Here is a 23,223-nt window from a genome sequence, read left to right as displayed (position 1 = left end):
CCCTCTTATTGTGACACAAGGATTCGGCTGTTCAGGTATCGGATCAGTTCCTCTTCTCTATCATTTAGGTAGAAATGTCCGCCGTTGAATAACCGAATCTCCGTAGGTCCATCTGAATATTCCTTCCATTGCTCCATGATCGGATAAGAAACCAGTGCATCCTCTTCACCCATCAAAGCATACAGATCACAGGTAAGCTTATTCTTCTTGTTATATGTGTAATTCTCAAGCATCTTAAAGTCGGACCGTAAAATGGGGATAAAGATTTTGGCTAAATCCTCATTCTCAAATACCTCCGGGTTCGCGCCTCCCAGTTTCAACACCGCTTCGATAAATTTATCGTTGGAAAGAGTGTGATACACTGTTTTATCGCCCGCTACGTGAGGAGGCCTTCTGCCTGACAGAAATAATCCTTTGGGTTCAGGATAACCGTGCTCAATCAGCTGATAGGTTACCTCGAGTGCCAGCCAGCTACCCATACTATGTCCAAATAGAAAGAAAGGGGCGGAGTCCAAGGTTGACGTTATTTGTTGGAATACATCTTCGACCGCCTCATCAAACCGATCATACAAAGCATTTGTAAACCGTTTGCCCCTTCCGGCCAATTCGATAGGCATGATCCCTATCTCCGGATTGAAATATTTTTTCCACTTGTGGTACATCATCGCTGAACCCCCGGCATGAGGAAGACAATAGATGCGCATTTTTTCATTCATTGAACTAATTCATCCTTTGCGGCAAAGATAAGAGCTGATGCTATGTATTGCGTTTGGGGCACAATTTTCCCCAAATCCATCTTTATAATTTGATCTGCCAGATGGAAGTATTGATCATCATGAGTAATGACAATTACACATTTCGATTTTTCCTTCAACTGAAACAACAAATGACTGTAGAAGTAGCTGCGGAATTCGGGGTCTTGATCAGACGCCCATTCGTCAAAAAGAAAAATCGGTTTATCCTCTATATAACTTACAAACAGCGCCAATCTTTTTCGTTGTCCGGTAGAGAGATCTACGGTGCTAAACTCTCCGTTTTCAATTCTTACTTTGTCCGCAACCTGCAATTCAGCAAGCAGATCATCTACTAAGGCATCCTTCAACCGGTTATCTTCGTTCATTCCATACAGCTTTTTGAACAGATAATAGTCGTTGAAGACGGTTGTGTATAAACCCTTCAATTGCTCTGACCCTGACTCCTCCCCGTTAAGCGAGATGCTGCCGGAATGTTGGGAATACAACCCTGTGATTATTTTGGCCAGAGTGGATTTGCCGCTCCCGTTTCCTCCTGTTATGAAAGTTACCTCTCCAGACTTAAACGAACAAGAGAGGGGACCGAGCAGAAACTCATGCCCACTTTCGGTATTATATCTGAATGCAACTTCCTTTAACTGGAGGTCTATTCTCTTTCGCTCTCTGTCAGGGGTTGCCGGAGCGGGTTCTATTGAATCCACCGTCCCGTTCCCCAGCAGATCAATCAATTGATTTAATCTGTTCCAGCTAATTCTGATCTGAAACAGGTTAGGGATCGCATTCAGAACTCCGTTAACAGGACCTGTCATGTAAAGAAAGACCAATACATAGCTGCGCAAAGAGTTATTTTGCACATTATCAAATATGACCGGAAACAAAAATACTACGACACCAATTACAAAAGTAAACAATAGCTCCCCAATAACAAAAACGTTCGTGAATTTCAAATTCCCGGCAATTTGCTTTCTTTTGTAATTATCGCAACATTCCATCATATCCTCATGAAATTCGGAGCGTTTTCTCCTATTCAAGTTGAGTTCTTTAAATCCGTCGACCATGTCACGAATGAAACCGAAGAAAAGGTTCTGCGAATCTCGGGTTTCCTCCCATAATTTATTCGCTGATTTACCGGTGGCAAAATACAAACCCGCAGCAATAGCAATAAAAATGATTGAGGATAAAAGACCATAAAAGTTGATAACACCGAGATAGATAAAGCAACAAAGCAACGTTACAATATTTGTAATCAACGAAACGAAAATATTCACAAAATTGCTGATGTTCTCTGTATCGTTATTAAGCCCGGCATACAGCTTGCCGTTATCGATCTTCTCGAACTGCTCATAATCCGAACCTAGAATTTTGGTAATCAGCTCGGATCTTTTTTCGTACACCAGGTTATTTGTTATATGAATAAATTTAGATCTTACAATCCTCTGACCGAATACATAAATCAAGATCCCCAGAACAAAATACATAACCAAAGCTGTATCTGTATCACCATTACGATTCAGCGCTTCGTTGATGACAAAGATGATTAGGGCGTTGCCAAACCCGCTTAGTAAACTTAAGGAGATCAGAGAGAATATCAATCCTTGTCTTTTTTCTTTCGCTTCAAAGATTGAAGAAATCAGACTATAGACAACAAACAAACCCACCGTAACGTATAGCAGAGCAACAGCGTAAATTACGCTGTTTGGTGCCCATACGTTAACAAAACTCCAAGGCAATCCCCAAAACAAGAGGGCCGGCATTTTGTATAAGGAAAAACCGACGGAGAGAAGAACAATAAGGGCAAATAATACTTTTAAAAAGGATTGAATGAAATTCCCCTTTGCTCTCCAGCCTTGCCTGTGAATTTGAATCAGAGACATGATCAAAAAGAACATAATAGCTAAAGATGCCGGTACCGCTACACAAAAGATTACAAAGGATATTGTGTCAGCCGACTTGTAAGTATCTCCGGTTATAGCATTCGAAGGTTCATAGCCCTGTAGAATTTCTGTAATTCCTTGCCCGATCAGCTCTGTATATGAGCTGTTCAGATTTGCCAAGACAGCTACTCCCACGCCATCCGAGGGACGAATTGAAAAGAATGAAGAATAATTGGGGTTCGAGCCAGCATGTGAAAGCTCCCCTCCGCCCTTCTGAAAAACGTTCCACCCTGCGGCATAGGAAGAACCGTTCGGCCCAGGCATAACCGATCTGTCCGGCTCATGAGATGCACTAATCAGTTTTGCCAATGAAGATGGCAGTTCGGCTTTTCCAAGCTGGATCTGCAGCCAACGCTCAGTGTCACTTGCGTTAGAAATAATATAGCCTGCAGGTGTATTTCCGCGGTATTCCGGCGCCTGATAGGCTGCAGCTCTTAAAAATTTCAGCTTATAGCCCTCTGCAATCCGTCCACTGTCCGATTTATTTCGGCCCAGGTAGGTTTGATTCATTCCCAGTTTCAGCATGACTTCATTCTGCAGATAGTCCTCGAAGGACTGGCCGGTACATTTCTCTATGATGAGCCCAAGAATGTCATAATTAATAGTCGCATACAAAAAACGCTCACCCGGATAAAAATCAAGATGAACGCCACTCACATTTTTAACAGTGTTCTCCAGCGCCATGGATGTGCTGTCAATAGGGATATCCCCAATCGTTTTAAAAGGAATGCCACTTGTGTGATGAAGCAGCTGTTCAAGGGTAATTGGGACCTTCTCCGATATTTGGTGCCCTTTATATTCACCGGAATAGCTTGCCTCAAACCACGGCAGATATTTGGTCACAGGATCCTCTAAGCGGATTAATCCGTTTTCTACTAATTGAAGAACTCCTATCGCTGTAAAAGCTTTGCTTGTCGAGCCCAATTCAAAGAGAGTATCAGGAGACACCTTGACTTTGTTCTGCTTATCCGCATATCCGTAACCCTTTTTTAATATAGTTTTGTTATCCTTCACTACGACAACGGAAATACCGGGTATTCTCCCCTCGCGCATTTGTTTATTGATATACCCTTCAATCTCTTCGAGTTGACTGGAAGGATCGCCACTATTGCCTCCGGAAGCAAATGCATACCCTGTACATACAGACATCAAAAGGATAATGCAAACAGCCGCAACTATAACCCCATTGCTAAAAACAATCCTCTTCATTATGACGTTCCTTCCTCACTTATAATGAATCTAGAATGTAATTCACCTCATCCTGCGTTAAATCGACGGAATGAAAATCTAAATTGCAACGTCTGCCTGCTGCCCCTGAATCTGCCCCCCATTGGGCGATCCTCTCAATATTCTCCTTGAAGATTGCCGCTAACCGGTGAATAGACTTCATTGTATAGCGCTTATGGTTATAGCATATTTCTGTAAAAAGCCGGCGGTTGATTATATAAATATTAATGTCCATCAGGGATGTACATTGATTGCCCGGGTGATTCTCATATTTCCGCTTGGTTAGGTCGAGATCAAAACTGTCCATGTCAAGCGCCAGATCTCCCAGATAATTGAACCGGATATATTTCTGGCATGTCCCTGTAAACAAACCCTTATGATATTGTAAAAGACCAAATCCGTTACCCTTATTCGGAATTGCCTGGAGTTGGTCTCTCAACTCGCCCAGTTGGTTCTGCAGGCTGCCTGACCCTAACGTTATTCTCACCGGATAAATGGAAGTGAACCATCCCACCGTCCTGCTCAAATCAATATCCGTATCCAGGCCATCTCGTCCATGCCCTTCTAATTCAAAGACTATATCGAGTTCCCCTGTTAAATCGTTCATGGTCCTTATAAAGGACAACAATAGCAATTCATTCATAGAAGAATGAAGCCTCACGTTGGCTGCAGTGGTCAAATGAAGCGTGGTTTCCTCACTGAATCCCCATTCATGCACAATACAATTTGCGATGATATCATCTTCCCGGGCTACTTCCTGATCATCCCCTTGAAAAGAAGCCGACTTAGCGGCAACCACGCTCCAATATTCTTGCTCTTCCTGCTCCAGATCGTCCAGCCTGCAAATCATCGCATCGGACCATTCTTTAAGCGAATGGGTTCTCACCAAGGAATTGGCAGAAAAAGCTCCCCCTTTCCCGATCAGTCCGTCCAGGTCGCGCAAGAGGATCCGCCAGGATACTCCGTCTATGATAAGATGATGGGCCACGATCATACATACTTGTCTCTGTGCGCCTAAATCCGCCAAGCATACTCTCAATAAGAGGTCATTATTCAGGTCAAAAGCCCTGTTTAACTGGAAACTGATGTGGTCCATTTGCTCAGCTTGCTCCCCTGCGGACAGCCCGCTGAGGTCATAAGAGCCAACTACTAACGGAACGTTTAAATGCCGGTTATTATAGAACATGCTACCCGATTCTTTGTCCAGGTTAATTCTTAAGCCATCATGTACACGGATGAGCTCTTGAACCGCCCGTTGCAGCATATTCTTATCGGTGTTCCGCTTCATGTTAAGTACCACCGATTGCATATAGTGCCCCGGGCTGGCTAACTGCTGCGACTTAAACCAGCGCACAATCGGTGTATCCTCAATATTTCCTTGAAGCACTTCCTGTACGCTACCAGTATTCAATTCTAAACAATCTATCATCTGTTCAATAACAGGAAACGACAAGATATCCCGTACACTTATTTTTAAGCCGAACTGGTCTAATAATGCGGAAGCAATTTGAATAGCTTTTATGGAATCGCCCCCCACATGGTAAAAGTTATCCTTTAGGGATAATTGGGAGACATTGAGAATATTTTGGACGACAGAAAGAAATAACCCGCTGATGTCATGTTCCGCTGCTCCCCTCTCTGTCACTAGGCGCTCCGTTGAATCAGAAGCACCCTGCTCAGGAACCGGAAGTGCCGAACGGTCAATTTTCCCGTTGGGGGTAAGGGGCATTGTATCCATCCTGATAAAGTAAAGCGGACACATATAATCCGGCAGCTGCCCGGATACAAAACGTCGAAGGTCCTTATCGTTAATATCCTTCTTGGCAACATAATAAGCGACTAAAGCAACAGCCCCGTTGATATTATGGTCAACAATCGTCACATGCTCAATATTCCTGTGCTTCAGCATAAGGTTCTCAATTTCCGGTAATTCCACCCTGAAGCCTCTAATCTTCACTTGCTGGTCCATCCGCCCGAGATACTCCAAGCAACTGGCTGAGGCTAATAATTTTCCCAAGTCTCCTGTGCGGTACATCCGGTTCCCTTTATTAAACGGATCTTCCATAAATTTATCTTTAGTTGTCTCTGGTTGATTCATATAGCCTCTCCCGACACTATCCCCTGAGATATAAATCTCCCCGGATACCCCTGTAGGAACTGGCCTTTGTTTTTCATCGAGTATATAGATTCGGTTATTATGGCTGGGTTTCCCGATAGAGACCGACGCAGCCCTTTCCAGTTGCGGCTCAAAGCGGTGGATCATACAACCTACCGTCGTTTCTGTCGGACCATATTCGTTGTAAATGCGGATCTTCCCGTCAAAATTGTCATAGACGGCCTGTGCCAACGCCTGCTTCAAATCCTCACCGCCGACGATTAATGTATGGACACAGGACTCCTTATATATTTTGTCCTTTATTAAGTTCAAATGTGAGGGTGTGGCCTTCACAACCGTCGCATGTTTGTCTTTAAATATCCGATAAAAAACATATTCATACGCATTATCCTCATACACTGCGATCTCGCCGCCGCTCAACAATGGCGTAAAGACGGAGGTTACTGTTAGATCAAAGGCGAGTGAAGAATAGAATGCAAACACCTCGCGGGGTGCTTTAACATAAACTTGCTTTGCCCACCAGATATAGTTCACCAAATTGCGATGCTCAATCATGACACCTTTGGGTCTCCCGGTTGATCCCGAAGTATAGATCACATACGCAAGATCTTCTGGGGAATTCACAACGTTCAAATTCCTGTCTTCCCCATTGTACAGGGATGAGTCTTGAACATGGACGACTTCCCCCCAGAAATCATTGTCGGGAAACGATGTATTATTAACAAGAAGTATCTGTACATTCGCATCCTGCAGCATATACTTTATTCGATCCGGCGGATAAGACGGGTCCAAAGGAAGATATGCGCCTCCCGTCTTCAAGACTGCAAGTATACTGATAACCGTCTCAATGGAATGTCGGGTAAGGATGCCTACTACCGATTCCACACCCACATTCCTTGACCTCAGAAATCTTCCAAGCTGGTTGGCCTTCCGGTTCAGTTGGTCATACGTCATAACCTCTGAGCCGAAGCTTACAGCCCGTGCATCCGGACATTCATCCACATACTCTTCAAATAATTGATAGACAAGCTTATTCCGGGGATATGCGGATTCTGTACGGTTATACTCTTCCCGGATATTATCACTCTCAGTCGGGACATGAAGGCCAAGTATGCTATTAAGAGGATGCTTTATCATTTGTTCCGCGATATCTGTAATTGTCCCATACATATGATTGATCTGATCCCTGCAATACAAATCTGTTTTGTAGTCAATATCAATTGTAAGAGCGCCGTCTGCGTCCCAATCTCTGATGATGACATGCAGGTCGTACAGCTGACATCCATTGTAGAATTCCTTATTTTCAACTTTCAGATCATTGATAGCATTAGGCAACGCCGTATTGTAATAATTGATGCTTATTTTCATCAGTCCGTTTATATGTGGGTGTCGTTCTTTGAGGTCGTGAATCATCATGTCATAGGGATACTTCTGGTGGAAGTAGCATTCCTTGAGTTCCCTTTGGATGGATTTAAATGTCTCCAATACAGATGTACTAGGCTCCACCCTGAACCTGAACGGCATCGTACTTGTGAACATACCGAAGATTCCTTTTTCCTTTTTCCCTGAACGGTTCAATACCGGAGTTCCGATTACCAGTTCAGACTTGTTTAAATACAAATAAAAATACGCAACGAACATACTTATAAAGAATGTGTTAATTGTAATTTCATTATCTCTAACATATTGTTTCCATTGAGCAGCTGTATGCGGGTCTAGAATAAATGATTCTCTACACCCTTTCTTTACCTCTAAATGGACTGAGCTACAATCTTCTGGTATGATGTTAAACTTGTCACACCAGAACGCTTTATCCTTTAAACGCCGCTTTGAAGATAAATAATTGTTTTCAATTGCAATATACTCACTGAACGGCAGTGCGTCTGCACCCGCATATTCCTGAATTCCTGTAAATTGCTTATAGTGATCTGCAATCTGATTTGTTAACAAATGGATGGACCAGCCATCCGCTATAATATGATGTAATTTAACAAAATAACCGCATTGTCTATCATTTAATATGTACATCACAAAACGGAAAAGATTACTGTTTTCTTTGAAGAATGGCAGTTGCGCTTCTTCCTTCACCCAGTCATCGAATGCTTGTTCCGGTACTTTATGACTGCGGAAATCAATAATAGGGATGTCAATATCCTCACTTCTATATTCCGCTATAAACTGCATGACAACGCCGTTTACTTTTTTTAGCTGTACCCGGATTCCTTCGTTGCTTCTGATGACGGATTTTATAGCTTGCTCCATTAATTTGAAGTTAACCATCCCTCCAATGTTTACCGGGCCGCCAATATTATGGACGGATGTTCCTGAATAAATTTCCTCAATAACCCAAACCCTGCGTTGAGGATGGGTTAAAGGATAATATTGTACGTCCCTTTCCTCCATAACTAACTACCTCCGTACATATAATAATATAAAAAAAAGACAAGACACTGGGTGTCTCACCTTTTTCGTTTCAGAGATGCATTTATTAATTGATTGCCTTATAAAGACATAGTTTCACCATGTCATCCAAGTATCCACCTGCACTACGGGAACTATAAATATATGATCTCCATTAGCGGTTATCGTGCCGAAACAACGTATAACTTATAGAGACTTCTATTAAATTATCAGCTTGAATTATATATATATCAATAGATAAATTCGACAAAAATGGAACATTTTTAAAATGTGTTAATTCTGCGGGAAACTTCAAAAAACTCTACTACACTTATTAGTTGTCTATATAATTACCTTCTATGTAAAAATCCTTTTCTTCGTAAAGTAATGAGACATGTATTTTCACCTTGTGCTTGCGCTTATCAATCTTTTTTATCAAATATTCTTTTCCTACCAGAGGCCCGGAAACCACTTCTATTATACCGTCTTTAATTCTAAAATTAGAGGGCTGAATAATATGGCCATCATCGAGCAAGTTAGTTATAAATAATAAATCCTTTTCATCCACCTCTTTAAAATAACTATTTTGAAATGCTTCACTTTTTAAAGTTTCACAGTACTCTTTGTTAACTTTCTTCACGTTTTTTAACTCTAGCTTTAAATATTCTGTATCGTAATTAATTAAACGGTATAAATGAGGTGTTTTTTTTAAGTCGTAATACTTCTGGAAGTTTAGTCCTGAATCGATATTCGCAAAAATATAGCCTGGAAATAATAATTTTAACGTTGCAACCGTTTCTCCGCCTCTCCTTTCCGTCAAATAACGTCTAGGCAGGACAAACTTGTAACTCGGATGCTGCTTCATTAAATAGTCGGTTACTATTTCTTCCTTACCGCTTTCAACATACAATGCGTACCAACCCACAGGAGATCACCTTCACTAATTTAAGAGTATTGGCTTTACTGGCAGGGAATTGTTCCAACTTTATTAGTCCAATGTTTGCGTTTACAATATTAAATTCTTCAGTATGATTATTGTATTGCAGCAATGTCAGATATATCGCGTTCACACATCAATTCATTCAATACTTTAGCTAGTACTTCCCTTTCGTGCGACTGAATTTTTTGTAGGTTATTGATTATTTTATCTTTAACGATTCATTCTTTGTAAATATATACTTAATATATAATTTGCTGACCAAGTGAGAATCACGTTCAATCTCCAAGTAATCGCTAATATAGGAATTCGTAACTATTCTTTTTGGTTCCAAATATTCTAATCTCATTAACATAACTTTTTTGTGCTGCCACAATACATATAAAGGACATTTATTCCAAACCTCTTTGGCACACATTAAAAAGTTAACCATAATGTGATATTTTCCCATATATACCCCATATCACTTACATGACTCATCCATTGATCATTAGGATTACAATATCTCTCTACGGTTCCCATTCTTTAAATCCCAAAGTAGTTTTCCACCTCGTAATTGACAAGTTTAATTCCTTCCAACCAATCTTCAAGATCCAAAATATTAAAACTTTCGTAGGCTGCATTCAATTCGCTAAACAAAACTTCTGTATAGCTATGTCTTCCATTAGCATAGTTATCTGCAGTATAAAATACCATTCTGTCAGTATCTACTCCAAAGATAAAATATCATGTTCCTGATGTGTTTGTTGGAAAGTGTCGGTGTATTTCGAAATATAAAAAGTATCAACCAGCAGATAAACATAAGACTTTTTAGAATATCTTTAAGAAAATCAGTGAAAGACCTGTAAAGCCTATCCACCATTTTTCTTGACACTTTTTGCAGATTAATCCATGAGCAAAAATGGAAATGATCATTTGTATAAAAGTCTAATCTCAGAATATCTTTTATATAGTCATTTTTGTCGGCGAATAATTGCAGATAAATATTAAAAACCCAGTCTAAATAATTCTTATTTTGTGAGATTATCGATAGTAAGTTTGCATGATTTGGATAGCAATCAATAATTGGATACTTCATATACAATTTAATTTCCAAACTCTTGCCTCCCTAATAATATCCCCCCCATATTAATCAAAATATTTCCTTATTATTCATATTACTTTGTTTTTTTAAAGTTTAATGTACTAAATATCATATTTCCCAAACCCTGTTATTTTATTGATAATACAAATACCTGATGCCCCCACCTTGTTCATATCAGGGCGTGAGGGCATCAGGTATAAGACAAATTGGATCAATATTTGTTCATCCCTTACTCAAACATGCTCTCCAGAACTATCTTCCAACTGCCTTACAGCGTCTAATAATTGATCAAGACCCCATATTATGAATTTTGGCGGAAAATCCTCACTTAAGCTGCACACAGCTAACTTGTACTGAGGATGTACCTGATATTGACGAAAATAATAACGCTCAGGGCTGTGCCTATTCTCAAATAAAATATCATTACCGTTAACCGAAAATGATACTAAATTTAATGGGATGGTCAAGCCTTGACCATAAGCTTTAATATAGCTTTCCTTTAATGTCCATAAATCATAAAAATACTGAATTTTCTCCTTTTCATCCTTTAAAATTAATTCTTTATATTATTTCTCCGCGAAGAACCTTTTAGCAATATCCATCTCTATTGGTTGAATCTTCTCCACGTCTATACCGACAGGACTTTGACCAACTACAGCTACAACCCATTCTCCAGAATGAGACACATTGAATTCTACCGGATATGTCGCTAAATATGGCTTACCATAAGCATTTGATTCAATTTGAATATCTGAATTTTTCAAACCTAATTGCTTACCGAGAAGTACACGGATAAGAAGGTCTGCGGCCAGCGACCGGAGAAAGTCCCCTTTACGAATGTATCGACTTAAACGTTCACACTTTTCTTCAGGTAAAAACTTTAAGTAAACCATATATTCACTTATTGAAGTTATTTGTTCAAGTAATGTAAATCTTATACAAATAATGTCCACAGTTTTTCTCTCCTAATTAAGATAAACGGAAGCTTAAGCCTTTTTTACTTCTGTGAGAAAGAATTTTTTATACTATTCACATTTAGGTCGTGTCTGAAAACTCTTCATTGAGTCAATTTAAAAATGGAAGCCACGTATACAAATGCCAAGAATGACTTGGCTTGTCTATCGTAGCGAGTAGCCACACGGCGAAAGTGCTTGATTTTATTGAAAAAGCACTCCACTAAGTGGCGTTCTTTATACCGATACCAATCGACGTTCCATGGGTTTTGACTATTCGCTTTAAGCGGGATGGTGTAGGATGCCTGTTTAGCTGTGATCCAATTCCGAATCGCTTCGGAGCCATAGGCTTTGTCGCCAAGAATATGCTATAAATCGAGTAGGAGGAGGCGGTGAGCCTCCCTCCTCTCACACCACCGTACATTCGGCTGTCTCTGCTCTTCATACTGTTTTTTGCAAGTAAAAAACAAGCGATATCTCTGATCGGATAGTTGCTGAGATATTATTGGACAGTCATGATAGATACTCGATAAGTTTTTTATATAACTTAACCGATATCTTAAAGCCGCAAGGGTAGCGTCAAGAAGTTTGTGTAAGAGAAGTAGAAGTACCTCCCCGGGGTTACGGGTTGGGGGTGTAGTGTTTCTGGGGGAGGGGGAACCCTTGATCTGATTAACAAACTTCACAGGATCAGTTATTATTCAGATTACCTGCCCCCAAATGTAGTCCTCAATTTGCTCAGCATTAAAAGAAGGTGCTATACATTTTTCAATCTCGGGTCCATATTTCTTGGGAACCGTATTAGGGCAACGATATCTTCGACTTTTACCAATCTCACCGGTTTCCTTATCTTTAGCACCTTTAGTAGTGGTCGCATCATATGTTCTTCCGCAATGTCCACATTTCAATAAAGACTTTAATAAGTACTGATACTTCTTATTGCCTACGTATTTATTTGTATCATTTTGAACTCGTTGCATCTGTGCCAGTTTCCACATCTCGCTATCTATAAGCGGGGGAACATCGACGGTCAACCAATCCTTACGGTCTCGAAAGGTGTATGATTTTTTGGGATTACCTCCATCAGTGAGTTCGCCTTTAACCTTCTTAGTTTCTCAGCGATTGTAATAGTACTTTCCAATATAAATTTCTGAAGTCAAGATCTTACTGATACTGGATGCTCCCCAGTTTGAACTTTCGGCTCGTTTAGGTTTAACTTTACCGTAAAGACGGTCTCCGATTTGACGCAAAGTAAGTTTCTCAAGTACATACCATTCATAAATCATTTGAACATACTGACGTTCAGTTTCATTTACTACTAGTTGACCTTCCTCATACTTATCAAAACCAAATGGGGCTACACGCATGGGCATAATCTTCTTATCATTTCTAACTTTTTCCAATCTGCCTCGGATCGTCCTTTTTCTTATCAGTTGCAACTCATATGATGCGATTGCAGACATTATTCATCGCGGTCTGGTTCAGCAATCCAACAAGCTGCGTATAGACATGCATCTCCTCGGGTGTGCGTTCAGTTGGGAAAAATTCAAAACTGATCGTGCTGCTGTCAAAACTGAAGGTGATGCCTGGGTAATATTGTTTGCCAATTTCAAATATCGCTGTCTTGAATTTTTCCATTGTATCGACATTAGCATCATTGATGGCTTTAGCAAAACTATCTTCGATAAAATTCGCTTCAATACCAAGCGATCTCTTTACAAGTACTTGTTTGCCGTAAAGCAAATTAATCAAATTTCTAAGTGTTATCCCTGTGTGACCTTCCAGCGGGACAACTACTTCCAGTGAAACATTCGTGTTTGCCGCGGGCTTGTCTGGAGTACCTGAATCAACATGTCCGACTAGTCTGACTGGTTCTTCTGATTTTAAAGGTTTCTCTTGTTTCTCAATAACCTGACTGGTCAGTAAGCTGTCAAGAGCAACCTCCGTGCCATTCGATGTGGTGATTTTACCCGCTCTGTCAATCCAGTAAATCTCCGTATCAGTCTCAATCTGGTAAGCGAAGCTCGGAACTCCCATGTACTTAGGCTCTATTCCTAGATGGTCGCTCAGCGCCTTAACGACTTCTTTTCGGTCCATATTAACCTCCAATTAGAATCGATGTTCTCAACGAGCTTGGGGATAACCCCTTCCATTGAGGTTGTAACCGTTCTAACTTGGACGGAGGTTTAATGCAAGTAAATTATCGAGCATGCCCTGATAAACGGATTGACGGATATGTATGACAGGTGTAGCATATAGCTACTAGCTATATGCTATTAGCTACTACGAGAAAATCTCGAACAGAACGGAGGATGTAAAATGCTAATCGATAAGAACACTTCTTTGGAAGACTTGATGAACATTGCCAAAGCAACTGTTCCAAGTCTGGTTCAAGGTGAGGTCTTCCTTGTCAAAGATCTGTTTCGGGGCTTTGAGTGGAACCGGATCGCAAAGGGTAATCGTACTAAGCTTGGCTCCATGTTCCTAAACTACGCTGAGAAGCATGCAAGCAATTCCCTTAAGATATTAGGGAAAACGCCGCAGAATCAGCAAATGTACGAAAAGCTGTGATCAACTTTATAAATTAAAAGAACAGGGATGGTGACTCTTATAACACCGCCCCTGTTCTTTTGAGTTTAACCCCTGCCTGCTTTTCTTACCCCTGTCTCAAAGTCATTCCGACACCATCTGACAAATGTAGATGAATGACGTAGGTACGTCTTAGCCGCGCTAGGTTCAAGTTGACCCGCCTTCAGCTTCTCCGTTACTTCTTGCTCATACTGCTCATATAATAGCTCCAATTGCTTGATAAATTCCTGCGATGCTTTCATTCGGATAACCACCTTAGAATATTGGCATAAGCTCATTATACTGAACTGGAAGCATTTGCATAAGTAATTGGAGATATGTGATTCACAGTTGTGATTGAACTATGTGAGTCTAGGATTAGGATTAAACACAGTACACAAGTCATCTAGAGTAAAGGGCTGGTATGACCCAGCCCCTCCTCATCAAACCGTACGTGAGGTTTTCCCTCATACGGCTTTCCGATGTTTGTCATTCATGGGCATGCAGATTACAATAGCGTTTTTAGTCCACACTTATTGGCCATATACTTGACCTCCGGGAATGAACTCATCCATCTCCTCCGATTTCTCTTCTTTGCATACCACCGGGTGAATCGCTGCAAAATATACCAATCCAGCTTCGCTAACCTCTTTTGGCTGTAGTTCGTGTAGTAATAATTTCTCCATCCCTGTATCTTTGGATTGAGCCATTCCACGTGTTCCTCAAACGATTTCCAGCGCATGCCAGGCGGTGCTAATCGGTCTTTGACCACGCCTCGGATGCGTTCCTCTGCCTTCTTCGTTAGCCACTGCTGGGTGGTATAGTACAACTTCCCTTGAGAAGTTTCTGCTTTCGTTTTTCGGTGGTGCATTCCTAAGAAGTCGAAGCCTTCGTCTCCTGTCCACAGACCTACAATGCGGGTTTTGGTCGGATGTAGCGTGAGTTCTAGACATTCCATAATGTTGCGGATGAGTTCATATGCATGTTCTGCATCCTTTTTGGTTTTACAGACCACGACAAAGTCGTCTGCATACCTCGTCAGTTCTCCCAACCTACTTCCGTGTTTCTCCCATAACCGGTCAAAGTAGTTCAAATATCTATTCGCCAACAGTGGCGAGATGACGCCACCTTGGGGTGTACCTAGATCGGAGCGCCGTAGGTTTCCTTCTTCCATCACTCCCGCATGAAGCCACTTCCGTATTAATTTCAGGATTCGCCTGTCATTGATACGCATTTGTACCCATTTCATGAGCTTCTCCTGATTAATGTTGTCGAAGTAGCCTTGGATATCGACGTCGACTACCCAATTTTCTTTGCGGTTGCAGGCTTTCCGGATTCGTTCCAGCGCTCCTTTCGCACTTCGCTTCGGACGAAATCCGTAGGAGACTTCTTTAAAATCGGCTTCAAAGATGGGTTCAATCACCAGCTTGGTTGCCATCTGCACTACTCGGTCACGCACGGTGGGGATGCCTAGCGGTCTTGGCTTCCCGTCTTTCTTCGGGATATAGTGCCGCCGTACCGGCTGCGGATGGTAGCTGCCTGCTTTCAGTTCTCGCTCACATCTTTTGAGAAATCTCGTCACTCCCTGTTTCTCGATTTCAGCGAGCGTTACGGCATCTACTCCCGCAGCTCCCTTATTCGCTTTCACCCGTCTCCAGGCTTCGCACAGCACATCCCACCGGTAGACTTTGTCATACAAGGCGTGGAATTTACGCTTGTTGTTCTCCTTGGCCGCATGACCTAGCTTTTCTTGGAGTTCTTGAACTTTTTCCTTGGGTGTCGTTAGCCGTTTGGCATTCACTCACTCGTACCTCCTCCAAAAGCGTAAACAAAGCAGGGCTCCTTCCCTCCCTAAGGTTATGTTGTCCTTAGGTTCTTCGGTACTATAAGCCCCTCGGACTCCCTTCCCACAGACGGTTCACTTCGTCTTCTGGACTTATAGAGCGTCTCTCTACGGGTTCCTTAAAAAAAATTTTTTTCTCCCGTGTGGGGAGGGTCTCCCCAGTTCACTGCATTATCTTTCAATCCATGCCGTTCCCTATACGCCGGAGGATTCTTCACTGCTGTTCCAAGTTCTGAACAGTTTCCTTGGCCTTCGTCTATTGTTTCGAGACTCGGCATCCTCTCTTCCCCTTCGCAGGGCCTTTTTGACGACGCGGCAAGATTCACTTCATGTTGCGGCCTGGATTGTTGCTCGCCCAGTCTCTGACTGGTACTTTTGTCGATGCGCTTTTACACACAGATTTCGCCATGCGCAAGCATCCTAGCTACAAAGGTGGCTTGGTCCCTCCTTTGGTTGGACTTTCACCAACTAGGTAATGCGTGCCTCTGGGCACGCAAACAAGAAAAGAGGTGCAGATTTTCCCTGCACCTTGTAAGCATTACTCGGAACGGAACTGAAACTGACTATCAATCCATTCCTTAACCATTGTCTTTGATTGAAAAAAGATTTGGGTTATCACGAGCAGGTCGGAGAACATAATGTCGTCAGCTCGAATCAGATGAGTGCGATAATTCGCGTCTGTAATTCGCTTGCCTTTGGTCAAGGTAGAATTCATTCGCTCTTCGATACTGTCCCCTGTATAAATGTTAATCGCAAGATCCAAATGATTAAGTCTCACCTGATCGAATGGTGTGTCATACGAATCCATTGCATCCAAGTGAATCATTCTTCCAATCAGCATCCCGTCACCAATTGATTCTTCGGAAAGTTCCTCTAGTGACATGCTGAAATGTTTCTGGTTGCCTTCATTCTTCATCGTGGCTACAATTTGTAATTTACGAATGCCATCAATTTGGTATTCCCACCACTGCTTTCGTTTCCATTCATCTCCTTGTATATCTTCAGCAGTATATTCTGGTAAAAACAACTCGCTACCTTCATGTTGATCAGGATGAATTATTAATCGTTCGATCCAATACGGGTTAGGGGGTTGAATAAACTCTTCTTCTAATGATAGTGGCGGTGCCTTTTTAGATACAATGTGTGGATCGACTCGAATGTATAATTTTTTGGTGCCATATTTATGTATTAAATAAGAAGGAACCATTGAGTTGAGGTATCTATCAATAAGAAGAAAAGAGTCTTTGTACTTACAAGTTCTGTGTTTTGGTAAATCGGGAATCGGTTTATATCCAACTGCATCTAATCGAATTAACTCTAGATCAGGATTTCCGTTCGACTTCTTTCTGAGCTTATCATAAAGCTCTGGGTGCGCCTGAAAAATTGGCTGTGAGGGATTATACTCCTCAAAAGATTTAACTTGATGATAAATGCGACTAGCCTTAAAAATCTCTCCTAATATACTGGTAAGTGCAGAATTATCATCACCAATTAGAGTAGGAAAATTATTACCAACTAGATGAACCAAATTATGGTCTTCCGGCGTAAGCATCTGCTTTCTTACCGAAATCAACCGTGTTATACTATCGGTTTCGTTCTGCAACTTGTCTTGTAAAAAAGCCGCTGCTCCGGCTAAGTCCAATCTTTGGCTTTCTGCATATCGCTGAATACACTGCTCATAGAATTCTAAATCATCCATTTTGCCGCACACCTCTTTCAGTAAGGAACCTACATTTCTCTTATCTTATCCCATTAAGGATCGTGTCTCAATTTACACCCACTATAAATAAAGTATGTATGATAGTTGCGAACGTAGCCATCGAAAAGCTTCATTAAAATAATATTCAAAGTAACCCCCATAGAGTAAATAACAATATAATACAGATCAAGTAGTCATGTAATGTTGTCTTACCCAATTAAACGTTCTTGTTGGTGCATTACTCACCTTGCCTATTTCACTATCTGGATCAAGATAGTCATGAATATAATTTTCGATTTCATCCGGTAATTTTTCTAGCTGTAGTAAATCGTTGATTCGCTTAGAAAGTTTATCAAGACCTTCCCTACTATAAGATTCATAATGATAATAAGTGTAATAATCCCAAGTCCCCATCTGAGCACCTATTCCGAAAATTTTAACCTCATTCGGCTCTAACCATCTTGTCAAATTTCTAATTGAATCTTCTAAGACCTCAGCCAACTCGTTAGCTTCTTTCCACTTTTTAATCTTCCCATCAACTATGGCATTAATTTCTTTCTTGAAATTATTAAGAGCCTCAATTCTTTTCGGTAGCTGTTCCGTATTTGCAATCACTGAAAGAGCTTCCTCTATTAATTCAAGCATCGAGTAAAACTCCCTAATATCTTTATCGGTACAACCAAACAATCCAAATGAAATCCCCATTATACCCCTAACATTCAATCCATAGAACCCAAGATCAAGCGCACTTACCATCCGATTTCCTTTTACAATCGATTCTTGAGGTAGCTGTGTCATAAATTGACTGTAGTATTTTTGAAAGAGCATAGTGTTTTTAGCTAACTCTGATTGAATGTCATCCCAAAATAATATTTGAATACTAAACGTTCCAGACGCTTTTCTTTTTATATTCTCTAATCGTACTGACTCTTGTAATACACTATCCCTTTTACCTGTAGTGGCAACGTAATAAGCATTAATAGCAGGTTTAAAGGATTCTGCCTTTTGTGCTTCATCAATTATTGTTTGAAGGTTCAAGTTTTCTGTATTCTTACATTGAACTCCAACAAACTCACCTTTATGGTTTTCTCCGAATATATCAACGCCAGCTTGGTCTTGTCCTTGCCTCCCGTTCATTTCTAAGTCAGGAGAACTCCACTTTTCACTTAACGCATCACGAGTCAGTGACTCAAATTCTTTCCAATCTTGTGGTGGTGCAAGTTTAGAAGTTGCAACTAGTGGCATTCAACATACCTCCATGCTAATAATGTAGTTTACATTTCTAGTACAACAAAGAATTGCTTGATAGAGTTTTGGTGATGCTTTCATTCCGATTAGCCCCCTTGAGCTAAGTCTTAAGCTTATAATAATGGCTGGTATTATCGATTTTTGCCTGCTGATCCTCAAGCCGATTTATTTCGTTTACAGCTGCATGGAATGAATTTTTCACTTGTTCCAAATAGTTATATAGCTCGTTTACTGGATCTTCTGCTACTTCAGCTAAGTCATATCGACGTTCAGCAGCCTTATCTACTGCATCTTGTGAAACATCATTCATGTCTTCGTTATGAACCATCTGCTCAGATAGTAAATCGGACGCATACTCAACTGTATCAAATTCAGCAAGTTCATAGATTGGTTTACCATAATCACAAAGATCACGGATTGAAGTAATAGAATCCATGTCAACAAGATTCGCTACGTTTTCCAAACCTGCGACCTCTCGGAACTCATTATCGAGTTCACCTTCGATTTCATCAAGCACATCTAGTAAACTCGCTAAATCGCTTACCTTCAAATAAGGATCGTGAATGTTGTAGATTTCCTGATCCTCATATGGATAACCTACAAACGTAAAAAGTCCGTCACGAATAACAGCAGCTGCCCCCTCTAACCTTGACAACAGGAAGAAAGGAGGATTTTCTTATCATCCAACATGCTTCCGAAGTAAGGAATACCTTCATTGATTAAGATAGGGACAATACTCTCTCTGATAATACTTACCAAATCCTGTCCTCGGACAAAGAACCCCGTTTCCCTGCTTTGTTTGCTCTCTTCGGAATAGTTGGCCGAACCAATATAAGCGATATTATCCGTCATAATCACTTTGGAATGATTACTGAAATTGAAGGATGTAGCTAAGTTATCAATGTTCGATGGATCAAGGCGTTGTGTATAGCGATCAATACTTTCTGATGCACGTTCACGTGGTGCGTCTCCATAGTACCTCTCATATCGGTCAGGGATATTCGTAATGATACGAACCTCGGCATGGGAAGTCGCATCTTCAAGTGCACGAAGCAGTTCCTTACGACGTGCTGAAATGTTGTATGTTGTTACGAATATTCTCTCTGCATTGGGGAAATCGTCCAATACCTCTTGAAAGTTGTATTCCCCTTTCGAAGTGACAATATCAATCTGCCCTGGGATTAATGGGATTATCGTGGTTCTACTCATTCAAATCCAACTCCTTACAATTTTATACTAAAAGAGTAACCCCTTTGAGTACAATGTCAAGCTATTTATTTGATATGGATGTTACTTCCACTCCCTCACCTCTGACCTCAGAGGATATGTCCTTATAGAGTTTCACTACAACTCCCTTTACCGCTTCATAATGCTGCATCGCCATTTCATACGCCGAAAGACCAGTATCCGAGTAATGTGCCATTACGATGTAGAGTCCTACCGTTGCAACCGCGCTGATCACGAGGAATTTCAGGATACTGCCGAAGAATCCAAAGAGACTGATGACCCCATTATGCAGGGCTTTGAATAACCCCTTTACTGGTGCTACAACAAAGGTCTGAATTGTCCAGTTCACCGCTTTACCAGCTCGGTCAGCGGTCGTTACTTTGTCTACCTCAACAACTTTCTCTTTGATCGCTGCGGTCTGATCGATATATTCGGCTTCTAATTGCTCGATAACAGGCAACAACGGAGAAGCTTCAACTTCATCCAACATATCGGGTTGCTCTAATGGCGATTCTGCGATATTGTCCGGAAGAGGTGCTGTATATTCAATTGCTTCCATTACCACTCTCGTCTCGGCAAATAGCTTTGCGCTGCTCTCGGCTACGGTCTCCTTGGCTTCGAAATCTTTTTTTTCTTCTGGCTCTTCATCTGTGTAGATGCTTACTCCAACAGGTTCCTTATGGTCTGACTCTGCCGCGGGGAGGTCTTCGCTGGTTGATGAATCGACTGCGATGGCAGCTACTGGCTGTTCAGGCTCAGCATCTGCAGGACTGAAATGGTCATTGGGTATCTCTGGCTCGTCAAAAGATGCTCTTCGACCAAAATCGGTATTCGAGTCAATGTCTACTCCAATTCCGGCATCAATCTTATCACCGAACGAGTCAAAGAATGAGTAGGTTTATTTTCGGGAGTCGGTACTGGCTCTGGTGTTGGTTCAGGCTTCGTCGTTGGCTCTGAACTCTGTGGTGTTTCTGGTTTGACTAGTATTTCTGGCTTGGTGTTGGCTTGGGACTTGGTTCAGGACTTGGCTCGGGCGTTGGTGTAGGCTCTGGACTCCGTGGAACTTCTGGTACTTCTGGCTCTGGATTTGGCGATGGTGTCGGTGTCGGAATAACGGCTTCCTGTTTATAAAAAAAGGGCAACCTTTTGAACGGCTCTGTGGCTGACAGCACCACTTGTTTGACCGCATCACCGATTAACTTGTATATCCCGATTATCGAGTCCGCTGTATACGATTGGTTTCCTAATGGCAAGTCAGTTAGTGTGACATCCGCTTTAACTTTACTGTTCGTATCTTGATCAACAAACTCGACCGTTATCGAGCCTTTCGGATCGGGATGAACAATGACAGGTTCGAAATAAGCTTGTACGAGCTTATCCTCATCCATGATGAATTGAAGCGACTGGTCGGATACTTCTAGATCATTTAGCACCCATTTTGAGAAGGCATACCCCTGACCTGGACTCATTACTGCATCTACCTTGCTGCCCTCATTAAATTGTCCGACTGTTCCCTGCACATCTTGATATACGACAGTTGTTTGATCGTTTGTAACATCGATTTTGCCTTGACCTACGACCTCTACGACCAGTTCAAATTGCTTCGGCATAACAGAGATAGGAGAGAAGTATGCAATAGCGTCCATGTCCCGATCCATAAATACGCTAATAGTCGGGCTTCCCATCTCAATACCGTTGATCATCCATTTCTCGAATTTGTATCCTAGCGAGGGACTAGCAGTCAGGTTTAACGTTTCAAACTCAGGAATTTTGTCAAAGTCACAGCAGCATAAGGGGCTACTGTTCCCGTACCAACTTGATCGACGGTCAATGTGTATTCCACAGGCTGCGGTGCCATTTGCTTGAAATATGCAATCGCTACCTTGTCACTGTCCATCTTCACATTTTTCAAATTAAAAGCCTGGCACTGTGTCCTGAGTCGATACAGATATCCATGCTCCATCATCGTAATCATATGTGCCGACCGTGGGGAATGTTGTGCCTTGCCCTTCCATAGTGACTGTTAGTTACTTTTTCCAGTTCGGTATGCTTGTCCATGACGTTCCCCACTTGTCCGTTTTTTAGATTTGTTTCTTATTCGACAAATGGTTCGTTTTTCCTTGTCAAGGTTTGCTAAGAACTTTGATTCAACTTATATAGATGTTTAAGAATACTACACATTTAATGTTTTCCGCCCTTCTCGTATATCTTTGTTATATTTCTCATATGATTGTAGTAACTGAATATGGAGACCATATATATCTTTGTATGTCATTCAATTGCTCTTCTCTACTAATGAAATAGTATTTTCTAAATTCCATTTCCTATAGCAAGAATAAAAAAGCAACTCATCCGTAGACAAGTCGCTCACTATACAATTTATTTCAAAGAATATTAATTTTAGTTATTCACATGTTGCTCACCGCTTTACCTTATAAAACTCATGATACAGCTTCATCAGCGCTCTTTTCTCAATCCGCGACACATAACTCCGCGAGATCCCCAGCTCCTTCGCAATCTCCCGCTGCGTCCGCTCTTCCCCGCCGGTGTCCAGGCCGAAGCGGCCGACCACAACTTCCTTCTCCCGGTCATCCAGGATATTCAGATTCCGATAGATCTTGCTCTTCTCAATTTTCAGATCCACTTCCTTAATCACATCATCCGCTTCCGAGCCGAGGATATCGATCAGGGTGATCTCGTTGCCTTCCTTATCCGTTCCGATTGGATCGTGGAGGGATACGTCCTTGCGGGTCTTTTTCAGCGACCGGAGGTGCATCAGGATCTCATTCTCGATACAACGGGCGGCAAAAGTAGCCAGCTTAGTGCCCTTGTTCGGGCGGTAGCTCTCGATGGCCTTGATCAACCCGATGGTGCCGATGGAGATCAGGTCCTCCATGTCTTCGCCGGTGTTGTCGAATTTCTTCACTATATGGGCAACCAGCCGCAGGTTATGCTCGATCAGCAGGTTCCGTGCCTTGGCATCTCCCTCGGCCATCATGCCTAAGTATTTGCTCTCATCCTGCTCCGATAGAGGCTGGGGAAAAGCGTTGTTCCTTACGTAAGATACCAGCAGCGTCAGTTCTTTGATCAGCAGCGCAATCGTGCTTATGATTCCAGGCAACTTGGCGACACCTCCCGCACATGTACAATGAAACCGATCAGTTAGGAGAACAACGGGTTCATGGTCCTTTTATTGTATGTGGGTAGGTGCCTAGAAGTGCATGTACGGGGAAAA

19 protein-coding genes are annotated in these 23,223 nt (G+C 41.7%); 1 reads left to right on the top strand and 18 read right to left on the bottom strand.

All coding sequences use genetic code 11. The features are described from left to right. Positions 1 to 5: 5 nt before the first annotated feature. The 9 genes from C173_RS20415 to C173_RS20375 form a co-directional block, all read right to left on the bottom strand. The gene (locus tag C173_RS20415; protein WP_036727785.1) at positions 6 to 716 is read right to left on the bottom strand and encodes a thioesterase II family protein; all 711 of its coding nucleotides are present in this window, start codon (positions 714 to 716) and stop codon (positions 6 to 8) included. Next, positions 713 to 3,895, bottom strand: a complete 3,183-nt coding sequence (locus C173_RS20410; protein ID WP_051478209.1) for a cyclic peptide export ABC transporter — start codon at positions 3,893 to 3,895, stop codon at positions 713 to 715. Before C173_RS20410 ends, C173_RS20415 begins: the two co-directional genes overlap by 4 nt. A 19-nt stretch (positions 3,896 to 3,914) precedes the next feature. Then, positions 3,915 to 8,432: a non-ribosomal peptide synthetase gene (locus C173_RS20405; RefSeq protein ID WP_036727783.1), complete on the bottom strand. Its 4,518-nt coding sequence runs from the start codon at positions 8,430 to 8,432 to the stop codon at positions 3,915 to 3,917. A gap of 331 nt (positions 8,433 to 8,763) precedes the next feature. Further along, positions 8,764 to 9,354: an antiterminator LoaP gene (gene loaP / locus C173_RS20400; RefSeq protein WP_036727781.1), complete on the bottom strand. Its 591-nt coding sequence runs from the start codon at positions 9,352 to 9,354 to the stop codon at positions 8,764 to 8,766. A 1,329-nt stretch (positions 9,355 to 10,683) separates the two neighbouring features. After that, a complete protein-coding gene (locus tag C173_RS35680; RefSeq protein ID WP_081751260.1) occupies positions 10,684 to 11,004 on the bottom strand; it encodes a 4'-phosphopantetheinyl transferase family protein in 321 nt (106 codons plus the stop codon). Positions 11,005 to 11,016: 12 nt separating this feature from the next. After that, positions 11,017 to 11,403 (bottom strand): 4'-phosphopantetheinyl transferase family protein, encoded by a 387-nt coding sequence (locus C173_RS33785; protein ID WP_051478208.1) that lies wholly within the window; start codon positions 11,401 to 11,403, stop codon positions 11,017 to 11,019. A gap of 701 nt (positions 11,404 to 12,104) precedes the next feature. Next, positions 12,105 to 12,383 (bottom strand): zinc ribbon domain-containing protein, encoded by a 279-nt coding sequence (locus C173_RS33775; RefSeq protein WP_162174708.1) that lies wholly within the window; start codon positions 12,381 to 12,383, stop codon positions 12,105 to 12,107. Positions 12,384 to 12,518: 135 nt separating this feature from the next. Further along, positions 12,519 to 12,806 carry a recombinase family protein gene (locus tag C173_RS32970; protein ID WP_162174707.1) on the bottom strand — a complete coding sequence of 96 codons (288 nt, stop codon included), beginning with the start codon at positions 12,804 to 12,806 and terminating at the stop codon, positions 12,519 to 12,521. 37 nt (positions 12,807 to 12,843) lie between these two features. Further along, on the bottom strand, positions 12,844 to 13,500 hold the full coding sequence (locus tag C173_RS20375) for a hypothetical protein (RefSeq protein WP_051478205.1): 657 nt from the start codon (positions 13,498 to 13,500) through the stop codon (positions 12,844 to 12,846). Positions 13,501 to 13,722: 222 nt separating this feature from the next. On the opposite strand from C173_RS20375, the gene C173_RS20370 reads away from it, so the two are divergent. Next, complete coding sequence (locus tag C173_RS20370) at positions 13,723 to 13,974, top strand: single-stranded DNA-binding protein (RefSeq protein WP_235191965.1); 252 nt, start codon at positions 13,723 to 13,725, stop codon at positions 13,972 to 13,974. A 505-nt stretch (positions 13,975 to 14,479) separates the two neighbouring features. Here the strand turns inward: C173_RS20370 and ltrA are convergent. The 9 genes from ltrA to sigK form a co-directional block, all read right to left on the bottom strand. Beyond that, complete coding sequence (gene ltrA, locus C173_RS20360; RefSeq protein ID WP_036727773.1) at positions 14,480 to 15,772, bottom strand: group II intron reverse transcriptase/maturase; 1,293 nt, start codon at positions 15,770 to 15,772, stop codon at positions 14,480 to 14,482. Between the two features lie 580 nt (positions 15,773 to 16,352). Then, entirely contained in the window at positions 16,353 to 17,513 is a 1,161-nt protein-coding gene (locus tag C173_RS20355; RefSeq protein ID WP_036727771.1) for a hypothetical protein, read from the bottom strand. Positions 17,514 to 17,699: 186 nt separating this feature from the next. Beyond that, a complete protein-coding gene (locus C173_RS32965) occupies positions 17,700 to 18,758 on the bottom strand; it encodes a hypothetical protein (RefSeq protein WP_051478204.1) in 1,059 nt (352 codons plus the stop codon). 103 nt (positions 18,759 to 18,861) lie between these two features. Continuing rightward, the gene (locus C173_RS20345) at positions 18,862 to 19,416 is read right to left on the bottom strand and encodes a hypothetical protein (RefSeq protein ID WP_036727769.1); all 555 of its coding nucleotides are present in this window, start codon (positions 19,414 to 19,416) and stop codon (positions 18,862 to 18,864) included. After that, complete coding sequence (locus C173_RS20340) at positions 19,404 to 19,970, bottom strand: phospholipase D-like domain-containing protein (protein WP_051478203.1); 567 nt, start codon at positions 19,968 to 19,970, stop codon at positions 19,404 to 19,406. Before C173_RS20340 ends, C173_RS20345 begins: the two co-directional genes overlap by 13 nt. A gap of 61 nt (positions 19,971 to 20,031) precedes the next feature. Further along, positions 20,032 to 20,547, bottom strand: coding sequence for a hypothetical protein (locus C173_RS20335; RefSeq protein WP_036727767.1), 516 nt, complete (start codon positions 20,545 to 20,547; stop codon positions 20,032 to 20,034). A 421-nt stretch (positions 20,548 to 20,968) separates the two neighbouring features. Next, a complete protein-coding gene (locus tag C173_RS34715; protein WP_036727766.1) occupies positions 20,969 to 21,691 on the bottom strand; it encodes an InlB B-repeat-containing protein in 723 nt (240 codons plus the stop codon). Between the two features lie 44 nt (positions 21,692 to 21,735). Further along, positions 21,736 to 21,963 carry a hypothetical protein gene (locus tag C173_RS35050; RefSeq protein ID WP_036727764.1) on the bottom strand — a complete coding sequence of 76 codons (228 nt, stop codon included), beginning with the start codon at positions 21,961 to 21,963 and terminating at the stop codon, positions 21,736 to 21,738. Positions 21,964 to 22,407: 444 nt separating this feature from the next. Then, entirely contained in the window at positions 22,408 to 23,109 is a 702-nt protein-coding gene (gene sigK / locus C173_RS20320) for an RNA polymerase sporulation sigma factor SigK (RefSeq protein ID WP_036727762.1), read from the bottom strand. Positions 23,110 to 23,223: the final 114 nt, after the last annotated feature.

This window comes from Paenibacillus sp. FSL R7-277, assembly GCF_000517965.1.
GTDB classification, from domain to species: domain Bacteria; phylum Bacillota; class Bacilli; order Paenibacillales; family Paenibacillaceae; genus Paenibacillus_AQ; species Paenibacillus_AQ silagei.
Note: the sequence above shows the minus strand (reverse complement) of the source record. Positions and strands in the feature narration are given on the sequence as shown.